Annotated in this window: 18 protein-coding genes and 1 tRNA gene; 13 read left to right on the forward strand and 6 right to left on the reverse strand. The window is 42.8% G+C overall.

The window, feature by feature from the left end; all coding sequences use genetic code 11:
• Positions 1 to 85: 85 nt before the first annotated feature.
• The 3 genes from IV55_RS08220 to IV55_RS08230 all read right to left on the reverse strand — a co-directional run bounded on the left by IV55_RS08220 (position 86) and on the right by IV55_RS08230 (position 1748).
• Positions 86 to 838 carry an N-acetylmuramoyl-L-alanine amidase family protein gene (locus IV55_RS08220; RefSeq protein ID WP_057811178.1) on the reverse strand — a complete coding sequence of 251 codons (753 nt, stop codon included), beginning with the start codon at positions 836 to 838 and terminating at the stop codon, positions 86 to 88.
• A 316-nt stretch (positions 839 to 1154) separates the two neighbouring features.
• A tRNA-Leu gene (locus tag IV55_RS08225) sits at positions 1155 to 1238 on the reverse strand.
• Between the two features lie 144 nt (positions 1239 to 1382).
• Entirely contained in the window at positions 1383 to 1748 is a 366-nt protein-coding gene (locus tag IV55_RS08230) for a DUF805 domain-containing protein (protein ID WP_057811179.1), read from the reverse strand.
• Positions 1749 to 2016: 268 nt separating this feature from the next.
• Between IV55_RS08230 and IV55_RS08235 the strand changes: the two genes are divergently transcribed.
• From IV55_RS08235 to IV55_RS08250, 4 genes are read left to right on the forward strand one after another with little or no spacing between them, the layout of a single operon-like run.
• On the forward strand, positions 2017 to 2355 hold the full coding sequence (locus IV55_RS08235) for a PadR family transcriptional regulator (protein ID WP_057811181.1): 339 nt from the start codon (positions 2017 to 2019) through the stop codon (positions 2353 to 2355).
• Positions 2352 to 2984, forward strand: a complete 633-nt coding sequence (locus IV55_RS08240; RefSeq protein ID WP_057811183.1) for a DUF1700 domain-containing protein — start codon at positions 2352 to 2354, stop codon at positions 2982 to 2984. Before IV55_RS08235 ends, IV55_RS08240 begins: the two co-directional genes overlap by 4 nt.
• 1 nt (position 2985) lies before the next feature.
• Complete coding sequence (locus IV55_RS08245) at positions 2986 to 3906, forward strand: DUF4097 family beta strand repeat-containing protein (RefSeq protein ID WP_057811185.1); 921 nt, start codon at positions 2986 to 2988, stop codon at positions 3904 to 3906.
• 13 nt (positions 3907 to 3919) lie between these two features.
• Positions 3920 to 4207 (forward strand): PspC domain-containing protein, encoded by a 288-nt coding sequence (locus tag IV55_RS08250; protein WP_057811187.1) that lies wholly within the window; start codon positions 3920 to 3922, stop codon positions 4205 to 4207.
• A gap of 211 nt (positions 4208 to 4418) precedes the next feature.
• On the opposite strand, the gene IV55_RS08255 is transcribed toward IV55_RS08250, so the two are convergent.
• Positions 4419 to 5117 (reverse strand): CPBP family intramembrane glutamic endopeptidase, encoded by a 699-nt coding sequence (locus IV55_RS08255; protein ID WP_057811190.1) that lies wholly within the window; start codon positions 5115 to 5117, stop codon positions 4419 to 4421.
• Positions 5110 to 5322 (reverse strand): hypothetical protein, encoded by a 213-nt coding sequence (locus IV55_RS08260; protein WP_057811191.1) that lies wholly within the window; start codon positions 5320 to 5322, stop codon positions 5110 to 5112. Before IV55_RS08260 ends, IV55_RS08255 begins: the two co-directional genes overlap by 8 nt.
• A 159-nt stretch (positions 5323 to 5481) precedes the next feature.
• On the opposite strand from IV55_RS08260, the gene IV55_RS08265 reads away from it, so the two are divergent.
• The 8 genes from IV55_RS08265 (at position 5482) to IV55_RS08300 (ending at position 12296) form a co-directional block, all read left to right on the forward strand.
• Complete coding sequence (locus IV55_RS08265) at positions 5482 to 5961, forward strand: MarR family winged helix-turn-helix transcriptional regulator (protein ID WP_057811194.1); 480 nt, start codon at positions 5482 to 5484, stop codon at positions 5959 to 5961.
• 144 nt (positions 5962 to 6105) lie between these two features.
• Positions 6106 to 6471 carry a dihydroneopterin aldolase gene (gene folB / locus IV55_RS08270; RefSeq protein ID WP_083483992.1) on the forward strand — a complete coding sequence of 122 codons (366 nt, stop codon included), beginning with the start codon at positions 6106 to 6108 and terminating at the stop codon, positions 6469 to 6471.
• A complete protein-coding gene (gene folK, locus IV55_RS08275; RefSeq protein WP_057811197.1) occupies positions 6468 to 6947 on the forward strand; it encodes a 2-amino-4-hydroxy-6-hydroxymethyldihydropteridine diphosphokinase in 480 nt (159 codons plus the stop codon). The genes folB and folK overlap by 4 nt, the downstream gene beginning before the upstream one ends.
• A gap of 17 nt (positions 6948 to 6964) precedes the next feature.
• Positions 6965 to 7546 carry a GTP cyclohydrolase I FolE gene (folE, locus tag IV55_RS08280; RefSeq protein WP_057811199.1) on the forward strand — a complete coding sequence of 194 codons (582 nt, stop codon included), beginning with the start codon at positions 6965 to 6967 and terminating at the stop codon, positions 7544 to 7546.
• Entirely contained in the window at positions 7527 to 8849 is a 1323-nt protein-coding gene (locus tag IV55_RS08285) for a bifunctional folylpolyglutamate synthase/dihydrofolate synthase (RefSeq protein ID WP_057811201.1), read from the forward strand. Before folE ends, IV55_RS08285 begins: the two co-directional genes overlap by 20 nt.
• Positions 8842 to 9459, forward strand: a complete 618-nt coding sequence (locus IV55_RS08290) for a non-canonical purine NTP pyrophosphatase (protein ID WP_057811203.1) — start codon at positions 8842 to 8844, stop codon at positions 9457 to 9459. Before IV55_RS08285 ends, IV55_RS08290 begins: the two co-directional genes overlap by 8 nt.
• On the forward strand, positions 9456 to 10604 hold the full coding sequence (folP, locus tag IV55_RS08295) for a dihydropteroate synthase (protein ID WP_057811206.1): 1149 nt from the start codon (positions 9456 to 9458) through the stop codon (positions 10602 to 10604). The genes IV55_RS08290 and folP overlap by 4 nt, the downstream gene beginning before the upstream one ends.
• Positions 10605 to 10754: 150 nt before the next feature.
• Positions 10755 to 12296, forward strand: a complete 1542-nt coding sequence (locus IV55_RS08300; protein ID WP_057811258.1) for a UDP-N-acetylmuramoyl-L-alanyl-D-glutamate--2,6-diaminopimelate ligase — start codon at positions 10755 to 10757, stop codon at positions 12294 to 12296.
• A gap of 178 nt (positions 12297 to 12474) precedes the next feature.
• Here IV55_RS08300 and IV55_RS08305 read toward each other — a convergent pair whose 3' ends face one another.
• Positions 12475 to 12933, reverse strand: a complete 459-nt coding sequence (locus IV55_RS08305) for a glutathione peroxidase (RefSeq protein WP_057811208.1) — start codon at positions 12931 to 12933, stop codon at positions 12475 to 12477.
• A 325-nt stretch (positions 12934 to 13258) separates the two neighbouring features.
• Here IV55_RS08305 and IV55_RS08310 point away from each other — a divergent pair, with 325 nt between their 5' ends.
• The gene (locus IV55_RS08310; RefSeq protein WP_057811210.1) at positions 13259 to 14125 is read left to right on the forward strand and encodes an SDR family oxidoreductase; all 867 of its coding nucleotides are present in this window, start codon (positions 13259 to 13261) and stop codon (positions 14123 to 14125) included.
• Positions 14126 to 14241: the final 116 nt, after the last annotated feature.

Raw genomic sequence — 14241 nt, forward strand, 5'->3', positions numbered from 1 at the left:
GCTCAGCCCTGTCAAGTTGACAGGGCTGAGCGCATCCCAAACTCTTTTGTATAACCATCTTTTTCGCTGCTTACAACTATTCTTATCACTTAATCAGGGTTGAACGCCCATCGTTCCCTAACCAGCTATAGTCAACTAGAGTATTGCGCAACATTGCTCCTGAAGAGCCAAGGTAATACCAAGAGTCATTACCATACTGCTGCCATCCAGTTTTCATTGTGGCATCATCATTAAAGTAATACCACTGTCCATTGATATACTGCCAGCCAATGGCTGTTAATCCTGAACCGTTAAAGTAATACCAAGACCCACTAATTTTTTGCCAACCGATGCTCATATGTCCATTACTTGGATTTAAATAGTACCATGACGTTGAACCAGGATAGGCTTTACCAAGCCAGCCCGTTTGCAAGTTACCAAGCCAGCCTGTTTTCATTTCTGGGTAGACGAAATACCAAATGCCTTTGTCATAAACCCAACCATACGTAAAGCGCCCATCTGGATGTAAATAAAGCCATCTGCCATTATCGTTTGCCCAACCAGTTTTCATATGACCAGCCGAATCAAAATAATAATTGTAGAAATTATTGTAAATCGGAATAATAGTAGAACCTGTCGTCATTTGGCCTTGTCTATTAGGATCTAAATAGTACCAATTGCCATTCTCATATTCCCAACCTGTCTTCCACCTCTTACTTGAATCTGACCACAAATACCAGCCAGACGGATATTTCCACCAACTGTCCGCATTTGCTTTTACAGTGCTGATACTGAAAAACAACATAGTCGAGGCAACAGTTAACATCAGTAGTTTACCTAATCCGACAAAATGTTTCATCCCGTAGTTCCCCTTTATATTCTCTTCTCTATATAAGGATAAGGTATAAATATTTAAAAAGAAAGCAGTTCCTTTTACCTTGAATCTAATCGCCCTTGTACTTAGATTCTTGGTCAGAGCGCGATAAAAAGTGTGGGGAAGCATTTAATCGAACCGAGTTCTTCAAGCCAGTAGTCTCAAATTAAGTAGATATATGCACAGCATCATGAATGTTCTTGACACCTCATGAAAAATATACGAGCACAAAAATCGAGCTAATCGCTGATGTACCAACGATTAGCTCGATATATAAAGGTATACAAAACATCCAAAAAAATGCCCCTGGCTGGATTCGAACCAGTACTCACCAAGGTGAACAGCGACCTGAACGCTGCGCGTCTGCCAATTCCGCCACAGGGGCAAATCAGATAAAACATACCTGACAAGATGTCATTCTACACGATTTATTGATTTGCGGCAAGCGCTTTTAAAGGATTGTGATGTAAATAAATGGTAATAAAAAAGACGATCTGAAATGAATCAGCTTCGCCTCAATCGTATAATTTTAGCTCCAACGGTTTGAACGCGTTGGTAAGATCATCAAGATGAAGAACCAAATTGTCCCAATAATTGGGATTAAGTCGATCAATACCCACCAGCCAGAACGGTCCGTGTCGTGTAAACGACGAACCTTAAGTGACAAGGTTGCAATCCACACAATGGCAACGATGATGCTTGTAACAGAGTTAACGGTTACGAATAGGAAAGTATGTGCAGCACTACCATCGCTGTTCGTTACACCACTAAAAATGCCGCTTAAGATACCACCAAGAATGTAGTTGATGATAGTTGGCCACCAGTAATCTGGACGGTTACTTGTGTCAGAAAAGTTCGCGATGTTTTGCCAAAACTTTTTGTATGATTCCATCATAGCAATGTTCCTCCATAAAAAATGTTATTTCTGTTATTAGTGACAGCTTACCGCAAAAAGGTCTTAAAAGCTCGGCAAGTGCATTGATAACGGTATTTAGAATACCGATATTTTTCCTTCATTGCAACAAAAAACATTCCGTTTCTATAAAAAAGCTTGTGCACAAACAATATAAAATAACAATAAAACAGTATTATGTTGACTTTGATATTATACGATATATAATATAGCCATCGAGATAATTAAATCTAAATAGGAGGGTGTGTTTATGAGCATTCAGGTCAGTACTGAGCTACTGGATGGCATGGTCCTAGCGTTACTGAAGGAAGAAGATCGGTATGGCTATGCCTTAACCCAGGAGATTCAAAAATCAATCACAGTTTCTGAATCTACCATGTATCCAGTTTTGCGCAGGTTGAAAAAAGAAGCATGGTTGACGACGTACGATCAGCCATTTCAGGGCCGCAACAGACGCTACTATCAGATTACAGACACTGGTAAAAAGCGGCTCACAGTCATCTTACATGAATGGGGTGCATATAAAGATAGCTTGGATCGTATCTTTGCACCGAAGACACCAGCAGAAACAAAGGGGGAGAGCAAATGACAACTGAGGCATATATGAGCGAATTAAAGCGACGCTTACATGGCTTAACGGAGGACGAGCGTGCGGATGTACTTGATTTCTACGGGGAGTACGCAGCTGATGCAGATTTGACTACTGGAGAAGCAATCACTAAGAAGTTAGGAACACCTAAGCAATTGGCACGTAAGGTGTTGGCAGATTATTCTATTAAACAAAACGACACAGCGGCACAAAAGGGTGAACGACGCAGCCCACGAACAAATGCCAACATGATGTGGGTCATTATTTTAGCGATTGCGTCGACGCCAGTGACCATTCCTGTTGCCATTGTCGTTCTAGCAGTTTTGTTTAGTGTCCTGGTTGTAACGGTTGCACTAGTTGGTAGCGGCATTGTCGTTGCCATTGCGTTGATTGGTGCTGCGGTGGCAGTTACTGCGATGGCGTTGTACACAGGCGCATTTATGATTGGCACACATTTTTACGTCGGGATGGCATATCTGGGGATTGGCCTTACAAGTTTAGGTACGGCCTTAGTGCTTATTCCATTGTGCTTTTACGTAATTCGGCTATTTATTCAAATGGCGGCTAATTTTATCCGCTACTTATACGGAAAATTACGAGCACGACGTCAAATGCGGGAGGAGAAATAACATGAAACGAACGCTTAAAATTGGGTTAGTCGTCTTAGTTGTGGGACTAATTACCTTAGTTGCAGGCTGGTATGGACATGGTTTTCAGGATGTGACGTTTAATCAGCACCGTCGACCAGAACTCGTTAATACAAAGACGGTCAAGCATAACATGGCTGCGTTTGATGACTTGCAAGTTGATGTTAAAGACTGCCAAGTGCGGCTTAAACAAGGTGATAAATATAGCGTGAGTATGCGCACAACATCAAAATCAGTCCCTACAGTTAAAATGGTCGGTAAAATGCTTGTTATTAAGCAAGCTCACCCAACCAATTCTGTCACTGGTTGGTCATTCGGCGATAACGAGGGTGGTTTGTTTGGCTTTGGGAGTATCACAAAAGACGGTCTCCCAAATCGAACCATTGTGATTACGGTGCCTAAAGACAAGCACCTACAGCAAGTTAAAATGCACACGGAAACTGGGGCGCTACGTTTAACCGACGTGAACGTTAGCGATTTAACGGTAAGCGCCGGGGATAACATCAGTTTAGAAAAAATGGGGCAAGTGAGTCACTTGCAGGCAACTGCCAATGATGGCCGCGTTGAAATGTCTGATTTAACCGCGATGAACCCATCGGTCACGGCTGAAAGCGTTAGCTTGAGCAATGTTACTTTAAATCAAGGTACATTTAAGGTGACTGACGATACGTTTACAATGCAAAATGATGGCTTTAGCGGTATTGTAAATGTAATGAATAATGGTGGCGATAATAAAGTTTGGGGTGCCGACAAGAATAAAGGGTATCAACTTCATGGCGAGGATGAGAGTACTTTGTTCGATCAGCATTCCGATAGTGATGGTACATTACAGATCAATCCGGATGCACCTGATCAATTACGATTGACAACGACTGCTGGCGGAAACTCCGTCCAAGCAAATTAATCTAGGAGGTCACATGATTAAGAAACACTTAATGAAATCCAATGATAAAGTCTTAGCAGGTGTGTTTGGCGGAATTGCTGAATACTTTGACTGGGACAAGGCACTTACGCGCGTGATTGGTGCAATTTTGATTCTGAGCTCAGTTGGAACAGGCATCATCGCCTATGCCATTGCGGCGTTAGTGATGCCTGATGCGAATGGTGAACGGTTCTCCGCCGATACGCAGGCGCACCGTGATCGGCACGATGACGCCTTTGACGGTGAATTTACCGACCCTGATAACAAGCATCATCAAGATTAATATCGAACAACAAAGGGGACCGAGACAAAATCACTTTTGTCTCGGTCCCCTTTGTTGTTCCAAACGCTTATTTTGATTTACAAACTTAAATAGCGAAAACGTGGGACAAAAGTCAAGCCGCTGTGCAGACGACGAACGGCCGTACGGATTGAAGACCAATCCGTACGGCCGTTCTAGGTCTTGCTCACGATTTCCCGACTTTTGTCCCACTCTATTTCAAAACAAGCAGAATTATCTGTGTCATTGATAATGCGTTAATTAAAAAATGAACCATAATCGAATTGAATTGCTTTTGCGTTAGTTGGTAAACAGCGGCCAAAATGAATCCCATGCAAAAATAGACAAGAAAGCTGATGGGGTTCGTCGATAAATGCGCACCTGAAAATAGGAGTGCAGATAACAACAGTTTTGGCCAAAGGTGTCCTGGTTTAAAGAATAAGTTGGTAATGAGTCCTCGAAAGACCAGTTCTTCTAAAAAGGGTGTCAGAAAAACAGCAGAAACGGCCATTCCGACAAGCATGACAGGACTGTGCTTCATTAAGGCGATAATCGCATCATTATTAGCAGTTGATTGTTGGTGATAAAGTGCTTTTTGCAATGCTAGTAGCAAATTTTCAACCAGCAAAATTGCGATATAAGCACCGATGACAATGCCTAAGTCACGAAACTTGAAGTCGTGAAACAGGCGTTGTCCAGACCAGTAACGAAAGCGTTTGGCTGCAATTATAATGGTGACGATGAAGGCTGCCCAGTAGCAAAATAGCAGAAGATAGCCACTGGCGTTATTGAAAGTTGCATGTGGGTTAAAGCTCAAAATTGCTGGTAATAGTGAAACAACCAGCAGGAAAATGATAGCTTCAACTAGCCGGTTAAAAAACGGTCGGGTTGTTGCATCTGGTGTTTCATTCATGGTCATGAGGCTCCTGCTTCTTGGTAGCGTGACTGAGCTGCCATAGTTGTAGTAAGGTGATCAACACGGTCGTTAAAATAAAGGCACCAATACAGAGCACGAACAAAGGTAATCCAGTTAGGTGAGCTTGTTCTGTTAGCCAGACAACACTGCCAAAGATGATGACGGCGATACTGATAATTGCAATTAGAATACGACGCTGCATGTAAAGGTACCTCCTGATTTCAGTAGCCCAATTGTAGCATAGTTATCCTGAGCAACATTTTTAGCAAAGTAGTTTAACTTGCAATCTAAAAAGCATTACGTACAATTAAGTTGTATTCAATCATAACTATTTTGTTAGTCATAAAAAGAGGGTTACATCATGGCAGATATTAGTGAAGCGCGGTTACTAAATGATCAACTCTGTGTCGCAGTTTATCACGCCAATAAATTATTTAATCACTTTTATACAAAAACGCTACGTCCATTTCATTTAACGTATGCCCAGTACATTACGTTATGTGCCTTATGGGAGCGAGATGGGCAAAATGTTCGTGAACTAGGTGAACAGTTGGCGTTAGATAGCGGCACTTTGACACCATTATTACGACGACTGGAAACAAACGGCTGGGTCCATCGACAACGGTCTAAGAAAGATGAACGTCAAGTGAACATCTTTTTAACGGCCATGGGGCAAGAAAAGCGTGACGAAATTTACGCAACCGTAACTGAATGCATGAGTTTACTAGAGTATGAAGATAGCGACTATGCTAAGGCACGGGCCGACGTACGCGATTTAGCAGATCGGTTAGCTAAAATTGATGATCATCAACTGCTGCGAGTGAGCGACAACGCAAACTGAATTTGAAAAAAAGGATCTGTGACAAACTTTGCTTTTGTCGACAGGTCCTTTGTTTTTACTAGGGTTACGTACGACGCACACCCATTTTTTGAATGGCTGTGCTAAGATTAAACAAGATATTTTGTGGAAGAGGAAGTGGTTAACATGGGTAAAATTCGCATTAACAACATGAGTTTTCACACGTATAACGGGGTCTATCCGGAAGAAAAAAAGTTAGGGCAACGGCTAGAGATGGATGTTGAATTGAGCTATCCGATTGAGACGGCGGTGCATGATGATGATTTAACCACGACGATTCATTACGGACACGTCTATAACGACATCGAAGACTTTGTTTTGAATCATCCGTATAATTTAATTGAATCGTTAGCCAACAATGTCTTACAGATGTTACAAACTAAGTATCCAGAAACCACCGGGATTAAGCTGCGCGTTCGCAAATATGCCGTTCCGATTGCTGGGATCTTTGATAATGTTGAAATTGAAGTGGCTAGTGGTGATGCTAAATGACGATTGCATACTTGAGCTTGGGTTCCAATGTGGGCAATCGACGTCGGCACTTGTTATATGCAATTTCAAGATTGCGAGCTGATGTAGCTACAAAAGAGCTGCAGGTAGCTTCCTTTTACATAACAGAGCCTGTGGGTGGGGTCGTGCAGGATAATTTCTTAAACACCGCGGTACGGCTAGATACGAAACGGTCGGCAGAAAGTTTACTCACCTTTATTCATCAGATTGAACAACAACAACACCGACATCGCTTTATTCACTGGGGACCACGAACGTTGGATTTGGACATCATTTTCTATGGCGATGTGCAGATGCAAACTGAAACACTGACAATTCCGCATCCTGAAGCAAAGAATCGTCGGTTTGTCCTAACACCTATTGCAGAGTTAGCCACTGATACCGAATCCGTTAGCCAGCAAGTGCAGGCTTGGTTGGCAGTGACGCCAGATCAAACAAAGATTATAAAGTTAGTTTAATTGGAGGCTTTTTGTATATGACAGATGAGCAACAACAAACAATTGAAAAGGCTGTCCGCCAGATCTTGACGGCGGTTGGAGAAAATCCTGATCGGCCCGGACTTGTTGAAACGCCGGGTCGTGTCGCCCGTGCATATCAAGAAATCTTTTCATCCCTTGGTGAGACGGAATTTACAGACTATAAATTATTCCATGAAGAAACGAATGCGGATATGGTTGTTGTGGCGCAGATACCGTTTTATTCGATGTGTGAACATCATTTACTGCCATTCTTTGGTCATGTGAGTGTAGGTTATATTCCAACTGATGGCACAATCATTGGCTTGAGCAAGATCCCTCGGCTAGTGGATTTTGTAAGTCACAAACCAACTGTTCAGGAAAATATTACGACAGCAATTAGTAGCGAATTGGAGAAGATCTTAAAACCGGCCGGAATCGCCGTTAATGTCACCGCGCGGCATATGTGTATGGAAATGCGGGGCGTTAATAAGACAGGATCTGTAACGCATACTGCTACGTACACCGGTGCGTTTAAGAATGATGCTGCGTTACGACAAGAGTTTTTGATGAGGACGGCTAATGGCAACGTTAACCTATAAGACATTACTCAAGCAACTTGGATCAGCAATGCTTGCAGGGGATGCAAATCGCGTACCGTTATTGCGACACGTGCTGGCAAAGATAGGCGAACCAGAACAGCAAGTGCCCAAGATTCATGTTGTCGGTACCAATGGGAAAGGCTCGACGGTTGCGATGCTCCGGCAGGTGCTACAAGCAAATGGACAATTGGTTGGAACGTTTTCGAGTCCACCAATTTTAGATGATCGTGAGCAATTACAAATTAATGGTCAAATGATTAGTGAAGACCAATTTGTGGCGACCTATGAGCAGTTATTGCCGACCGTCATTACCCTTTTAGGGGACGCTGATCAGTTATCTGTATTTGAATGGGAGTTTTTAATCGCGGTGCAATGGTTTGCTAACGAACATGTTGATGTCATGATTTTTGAGGCCGGGTTGGGCGGCTTGTTGGACGCAACCAATGCTATCTCAGTACCAGATGTAAGTGTCTTTACACACATTGCACTCGATCATACCAGGATATTGGGTCATACAATTACTGAAATTGCGCAGAATAAGGCGGGCATTATTAAGTCAGGAACGACCGTTGTCATCGCAGCGGAGCAAATGGATGCAGCCAAAGGAACCATTGAATCCGTGGCGAAGACAGTGAAGGTGCCGGTCATTAACAGTGACCCTAACCGGATAATTGTTGAACAAGTGACAGCAACCGGGTATAAGCTAGCCTTCCAATTCGCCGGCCAGCGGCTAACAGGTGTCACTTTTAAATTAGTCGGTGTACAGCAACTGACAAATCTTGGCACAGTGCTAACGGTATTAGAACTTTTGCGGCAAAAAGGGTGGCAGATTTCAGAAAGTGCATTACGGACAGGCTTGAAATCAGTTGCACTACCTGGCCGTTTTACTCAGTTGTCTGCTACAAGTTCACACGCCGCAATGATTTTAGATGGCGCACATAATCCGGATAGTATCCAAAGTTTGGGTGCAACGTTGCACGCTAGGTGGCCACAGAAACAATTTACAATGGTTCTTGGCTTTTTAGCAGATAAAAATGTTATCAATATGGTGGAACAACTAATGCCATTAATTAAGCAAGTGATTGTGACAACACCTGATCAACATATGCGAGCGTTGCCAGCTGAGCAGTTGGCGGACATGTTGAACGCTTCTGGTATGGCCCCCAGTCAAACAATCGTGGCACCAACAGCACAAGCTGTTTTAAAACAGTTGCAGCAAATACCAAACGGTGACACGCCAATTATTGTTACCGGGAGTTTTTATTTACTGCGAGCATTGTGGGAGGCCGGCCTAGATGCCTGAACAACAACTTTTAATTGCAACAAATAATCGTCAGAAGTTTCGTGAGCTGGCAATGGTCTTTGCTGCACATGGTGTGACCGTGCTGCCATACTGGACAGTTATCGAGCGTCAGCAGTTTCCAACTGAAGGGACTAGTGATTTTAAGGATAATGCTGAACAAAAGGCATTGTTTATTCAACAGCAGGTTCCAAACGCCATTGTAATTGCAGATGATAGTGGCCTACTTGTACAAGCACTTCCTGATCATTTTGGCTTAACCACAATGCGTGAGCTTAAAGCGCATGCAAAAACGGACGCTGAAATGAATCAATACATACTACAATTATTAGCAGCGACGCAAACAACTAATCGTCACGCCAAATTGACCACCACGTTAACAGCTGCGCTACCAAATGAGACGACGTGCGTGGCAACAGGGCAAACGACTTTTACCGTTGCACAGCAGCCGTTAGGTCATTACAGTGTGGGCTTTGATCGAATTATGTGGTTACCAGAAGTTGGACTAACATTGGCGCAGCTTCCAGACGTAGCACGGTTATCGTTTTTACCACGTAATCAGGCTGTGACTGCATTATTGCGTAGGCTTAGAAAGGATGGCGTACTTTTATGAAAGTATCTGAAATAAAAAGTCAGACAGCAACTGACTTAGCAACTGCTGCGTTGCAAGATGCGACCGATCATCAGCAACAACTAGCTTTGCGCTTTACTGAGTTGACAGAAAAAGAACAGCGTAACTTGGTGGCCTTACTTGAGAATATGGATGCTGTCATTCATATTGATGAGGTAGATGTCCAAACGTTAATCAGCACGAATGCATTGCCGGTGTTGATTAAGCAAATCGATCGTCAGTTTAATAACGGTCAGGTCACGGAGACATTACGAAAGATTAGTGAACAACATGATGTGCATTGGCACGCTGGGCGTTTTGATTTCAATGTTACGCAACAACCGTTACTATATGGCATTTTGAATGTCAGCCCAGATTCTTTCTATGATGGTGGTCAATATCACGATTTAGATTCTGTTTTAAAACGTGCAGAAAAATTTGTTCAAGCAGGTGTGCCTGTTATTGAGATTGGTGGACAAACGACGCGACCAGGATTTACTGAAATAGATGCTGGTACCGAAATTAAACGCGTAGTGCCTTACATTAAGGCAGTCAAACAGCATTTTCCAGAACTCGCGATTGCCATCGACACATACAAGTTGCCAGTCATGCAAGCAGTGTTAGATGAAGGCGTCGATATTATCAACGATGTTAACGCCTTTACGGACGATGAGACGAAATTAAAACTTTTGCGGCCAAGCACGGTAGGGCTATTAACCATGCATGAAAGTCGCCAAGAAGAATATCAGAACCTCACTAGTAGCATGCAAAACTTCTTCAAAACCAACCTGGCACAACTACAGGCAGCTGGCATTGATGTAGAACGGATTGCGCTGGACGAAGGAATTGGATATGCGAAGGTCGCTGATGGCTATCAGGACTTTACGATGATGCGTAATATCAACCAGTTTCTACCGTTTAAACGACCAATTATGATTGCGATTTCAAGAAAAGGGTTTGGTCATAAGTTATTTGGCCTCGCAAAAGAGGCGCGTTTATCAGTTACCTTGATTGCAGAAGCTTATATGTACCTTCACGGTGGCCGTATTTTACGGGTTCACGATATTGAAGAGACGCAGCAGCTGATAAAACTGCTTCAAACGATTGAATCTAGCTACTGGTTCCCTGATCGAGAAGAAACCTTTTAGAACACTTTATGCTAATAGCAATTATATTCATTTTAAATAACTGCTATTAGCAAATAATCGTTTCGATTTCTTTAAGCTTCCACCGTTCAATTAGCGGCGGGTGTATACTTTAGGTTCTAGAAATTTGCGAAGGAAGTACATGGACGAATGATGAAATTACATTTATCAGCGCTTCAAATAACGACGATTTTACGTGAACATCACTTATTAAAGACTATTGTTAAGTCAGTTACAGAGGCCACCTATCAGAATGTTTCTTATGATTCACGGGCTGTGACTGCGGATACATTGTTTTTTTGTAAGGGGAACTTTAAACCGGAGTATCTAGCTAGTGCTGTGACGGCCGGCGCAACTGGTTATGTTGCTGAACAAGAAAACCTTGCGGCAACCATTCCTGGTTATATCGTGACTGATATTCAAAAGGCAATGGCGCTTTTGGGGGCTGCTTTTTACGGATACCCACAAGATGAACTCTTTATCATTGCGTTCACAGGCACTAAGGGTAAAACAACTTCGGCTTACTTTAGCCGTGGCATTTTGCAACAGACAACTAACAAGCATACGGCGTTATTTTCAACGATTGATCGAATTCTAGGACCTAAGCCAGAGCAAGAATTCAAATCGGATTTAACGACTCCTGAATCATTAAATTTATTTCATGATATGCGAGAAGCGGTTGATTCAGGCATGACACATCTGGTGATGGAAGTGTCCTCACAAGCCTATAAGAAGAACCGTGTCTACGGGCTTACGTATGATGTTGGTATCTTTTTGAATATTTCGCCAGACCACATTGGGCGAAACGAACACCCAACGTTTGCTGATTATCTGCACTGTAAGTTACAGCTGTTAGTCAATTCGCGTAAATGCATTATTAATGCAGAAACTGACTACTTAGAAGATATCTACATGGCAGCAAAAGCGACGACAGATCCAGAAGATATTTATCTGTATGCACGAAAAGGCGTTAAGCCGACTATTAATGTGCCAGTGGACTTTGAATTTGCAAGTCAAGAAGATAATTTAAAAGACGCTAAGTTCACTGTTAAGCGTCTCAATGAAGCAAGCGGGCTAGATGTTTCAGGTGAGTATCAATTAGCATTACCTGGTGACTATAACGAAAATAACGCAGTTGCAGCAATCATCGCGGCAGGCCTAGCAGGGGCTTCAGTTACTGATGCACAAGCGACATTACCAGACGTAACGGTGCCTGGTCGATTTGAATCGTTAACCACAGCGACACATGGAACCGTGTTTGTTGATTACGCGCATAATTACGCTTCGGTGAAAGCACTGCTGTCATTTTTGCGAAAGCAATATAACGATAGCCGTGTCATTGTGGTGGTTGGTAGTCCTGGTGATAAAGGGATTTCGCGTCGTGAAGGCTTTGGTAAAGCGCTTAGTGAAGAAGCAGACGTTGCGTATTTAACATCAGACGATCCGGGATTTGAAGATCCAGCTGCAATCGCTGCAAAAATCGATGAACATATTGACCATGATAAAGTGACGGTGCATGTCGAAATTGATCGTCCAAAGGCAATTAAGCAGGCCATCAGTGCTAGCCGACCAAATGATATCGTTGTGTTAGCTGCAAAGGGTGAAGATCCTTATCAAAAGATTCAAGGTGTGGATACACATTATCCAACCGACATGGTGGTTGCCAAAAAAGTTGTCGCAGAATTAGAACAGTAAGATTAGTACGTGGCAGACAGTTCATGATATAAGTTCATAATACAAAAATGGTTCGAGACAAGTGATCTTGTCTCGAACCATTTTTGACTTTCGAACTTAAATAGCGGAAACGTGAGACAAAAGTCGGGAAGTAGCTGTGCAGACTTTTGTCCCACGCTCATTCCTGAAAGCGAAGATCTTACAGTGCGTCGACAATATACTTTTCGATTTTATCCGGAGTTGTAATTGGTGCAAAGCGTTTAATTAAGTCACCATTTTGATCAATTAAAAATTTTGTGAAATTCCATTTGATTAGGCCACCATTTTGCGATTTTAGATACTTGAACACGGGCGTTGTCTCTGCGCCGTTAACGTGAACGATTTTAGTCATGGGGAAGGTGACACCGTAATGAACCTTACAGTAGTCTGCGGCGGCTTCGTTTGAGGCAAGTTCTTGTTTAAAGTCATTGGACGGGAAACCGATAATCGTAAAGCCTTGGTCTTGATACTTTTGATACAAGTCTTCTAAGCCGGTAAATTGAGGGGCCAGTCCACAATTGCTAGCGGTATTAACGATTAAAAAAGGTTTGCCTTGTAATTCATTGAAGTTGATTGTTTGACCATTATTTTCTTGAACTGAAAAATCGTAAATTCCCATGGGGCACCTCCAGGTTGGCTTTAGGTTGAGTATAACAACCATAAAGTCTGGATGGAAATGATTACATCTGCGAAAGGGATAGTGACTAAATTAATTTTTAAGCCGACGCCACCCTAAGAAATTCTAAATTTGAATCTGTTGACAAGGTATAGCACTATCGCTATACTACATTTGTGGTTAAGGTATAGTGCTATCTGTTAAAACAACTGTCAATTTAATTTTAGCTGGTGGTTAACGACGTGGTTAAGTCACATTTGCGGACTGCCTCGTTGAAGCTTTAGACACACATTTTTGAATAAAGATTGTAAATTTGGAGGCTATTTTGATGAAAACATGGTTTATTACGGGTGCCACTGGTGGCTTAGCAACGTCTGTGATGCGTAAGTTACTCGAAAACGGTGATCGCGTGGCGGCAACGACGCGGCATGCAGGTGCTTTGGCGGATTTAAAGGCACAATACGGTGACCAGCTGTGGGAATCAACGATGAACCTTAAAGATGAACAAGATGTCTTACTGGTTGTTGATCAGGCATTTGCGGAGCTAGGAACAATTGACGTGTTACTCAATAATGCAGGCTATGGGTTATATGGGACTGTGGAAGGAATCAGTGCAAAGCAAACGGAGGATGTATTTGCTGTTAACTTATTTGGGTCGTTGAACACAGCACGTGCTTTCTTGCCACATTTTCGGAAACAAGGGCATGGACAAATTGTCCAGATTGCAAGTATGGCCGGACAGTACTCAACCCAGGCAATGGGCATGTATAGTGCTAGTAAATGGGCAGTTGAAGCTGCTTTTGAAGCGATGGCACAAGAGGTGGCTTCATTCAACATACAGACTACAATTGTTGAACCGGGTGGCATTCGAACAAACTTTGTCGGCGGTAATGGTGCATTTGGCGAAGACATAAAGGCTTATGAAGGGACACAAGTTGATCAGATAACTCGACAGATCAAAGGCGATATTCCAGGTGTGGATGTTGCCGATTTGATAAAGATGATTGCGGGTGATCCAGATAAGATGGCCCAGCAAATTATTGAACGCGTTGAGGCTGGACATGGTCCATTGCGGATGACGTTAGGCAGCGATGCCTACAATAAAATTCATGCCGCGTTAGCAGAACGTTTGGAAGCATTGGAAGCACAAAAAGACCTTGCTTATAAAACTGATGCTGCTGACTATCAGGGATAGTCGTCCATTATTAAATTAATAAATGAGAGTGTGACAAAAGTCGGGAAGTAGCGAGCAAGACCTAGAACGACCGTACGGATTGGTCTTCAATCCGGTAGGTGGTTCGTCCTCTGCAC

Origin of the sequence: Furfurilactobacillus siliginis (assembly GCF_001437435.1) — a bacterium.
Taxonomy (GTDB): domain Bacteria; phylum Bacillota; class Bacilli; order Lactobacillales; family Lactobacillaceae; genus Furfurilactobacillus; species Furfurilactobacillus siliginis.

Bases quoted from the DNA above. Each gene is read 5' to 3' on its own strand.
- IV55_RS08220 (WP_057811178.1), bottom strand. From the start codon at position 838: ATGAAACATTTTGTCGGATTAGGTAAACTACTGATGTTAACTGTTGCC.
- IV55_RS08230 (WP_057811179.1), bottom strand. From the start codon at position 1,748: ATGATGGAATCATACAAAAAGTTTTGGCAAAACATCGCGAACTTTTCT.
- IV55_RS08235 (WP_057811181.1), top strand. From the start codon at position 2,017: ATGAGCATTCAGGTCAGTACTGAGCTACTGGATGGCATGGTCCTAGCG.
- IV55_RS08240 (WP_057811183.1), top strand. From the start codon at position 2,352: ATGACAACTGAGGCATATATGAGCGAATTAAAGCGACGCTTACATGGC.
- IV55_RS08245 (WP_057811185.1), top strand. From the start codon at position 2,986: ATGAAACGAACGCTTAAAATTGGGTTAGTCGTCTTAGTTGTGGGACTA.
- IV55_RS08250 (WP_057811187.1), top strand. From the start codon at position 3,920: ATGATTAAGAAACACTTAATGAAATCCAATGATAAAGTCTTAGCAGGT.
- IV55_RS08255 (WP_057811190.1), bottom strand. From the start codon at position 5,117: ATGAATGAAACACCAGATGCAACAACCCGACCGTTTTTTAACCGGCTA.
- IV55_RS08260 (WP_057811191.1), bottom strand. From the start codon at position 5,322: ATGCAGCGTCGTATTCTAATTGCAATTATCAGTATCGCCGTCATCATC.
- IV55_RS08265 (WP_057811194.1), top strand. From the start codon at position 5,482: ATGGCAGATATTAGTGAAGCGCGGTTACTAAATGATCAACTCTGTGTC.
- folB (WP_083483992.1), top strand. From the start codon at position 6,106: ATGGGTAAAATTCGCATTAACAACATGAGTTTTCACACGTATAACGGG.
- folK (WP_057811197.1), top strand. From the start codon at position 6,468: ATGACGATTGCATACTTGAGCTTGGGTTCCAATGTGGGCAATCGACGT.
- folE (WP_057811199.1), top strand. From the start codon at position 6,965: ATGACAGATGAGCAACAACAAACAATTGAAAAGGCTGTCCGCCAGATC.
- IV55_RS08285 (WP_057811201.1), top strand. From the start codon at position 7,527: ATGGCAACGTTAACCTATAAGACATTACTCAAGCAACTTGGATCAGCA.
- IV55_RS08290 (WP_057811203.1), top strand. From the start codon at position 8,842: ATGCCTGAACAACAACTTTTAATTGCAACAAATAATCGTCAGAAGTTT.
- folP (WP_057811206.1), top strand. From the start codon at position 9,456: ATGAAAGTATCTGAAATAAAAAGTCAGACAGCAACTGACTTAGCAACT.
- IV55_RS08300 (WP_057811258.1), top strand. From the start codon at position 10,755: ATGAAATTACATTTATCAGCGCTTCAAATAACGACGATTTTACGTGAA.
- IV55_RS08305 (WP_057811208.1), bottom strand. From the start codon at position 12,933: ATGGGAATTTACGATTTTTCAGTTCAAGAAAATAATGGTCAAACAATC.
- IV55_RS08310 (WP_057811210.1), top strand. From the start codon at position 13,259: ATGAAAACATGGTTTATTACGGGTGCCACTGGTGGCTTAGCAACGTCT.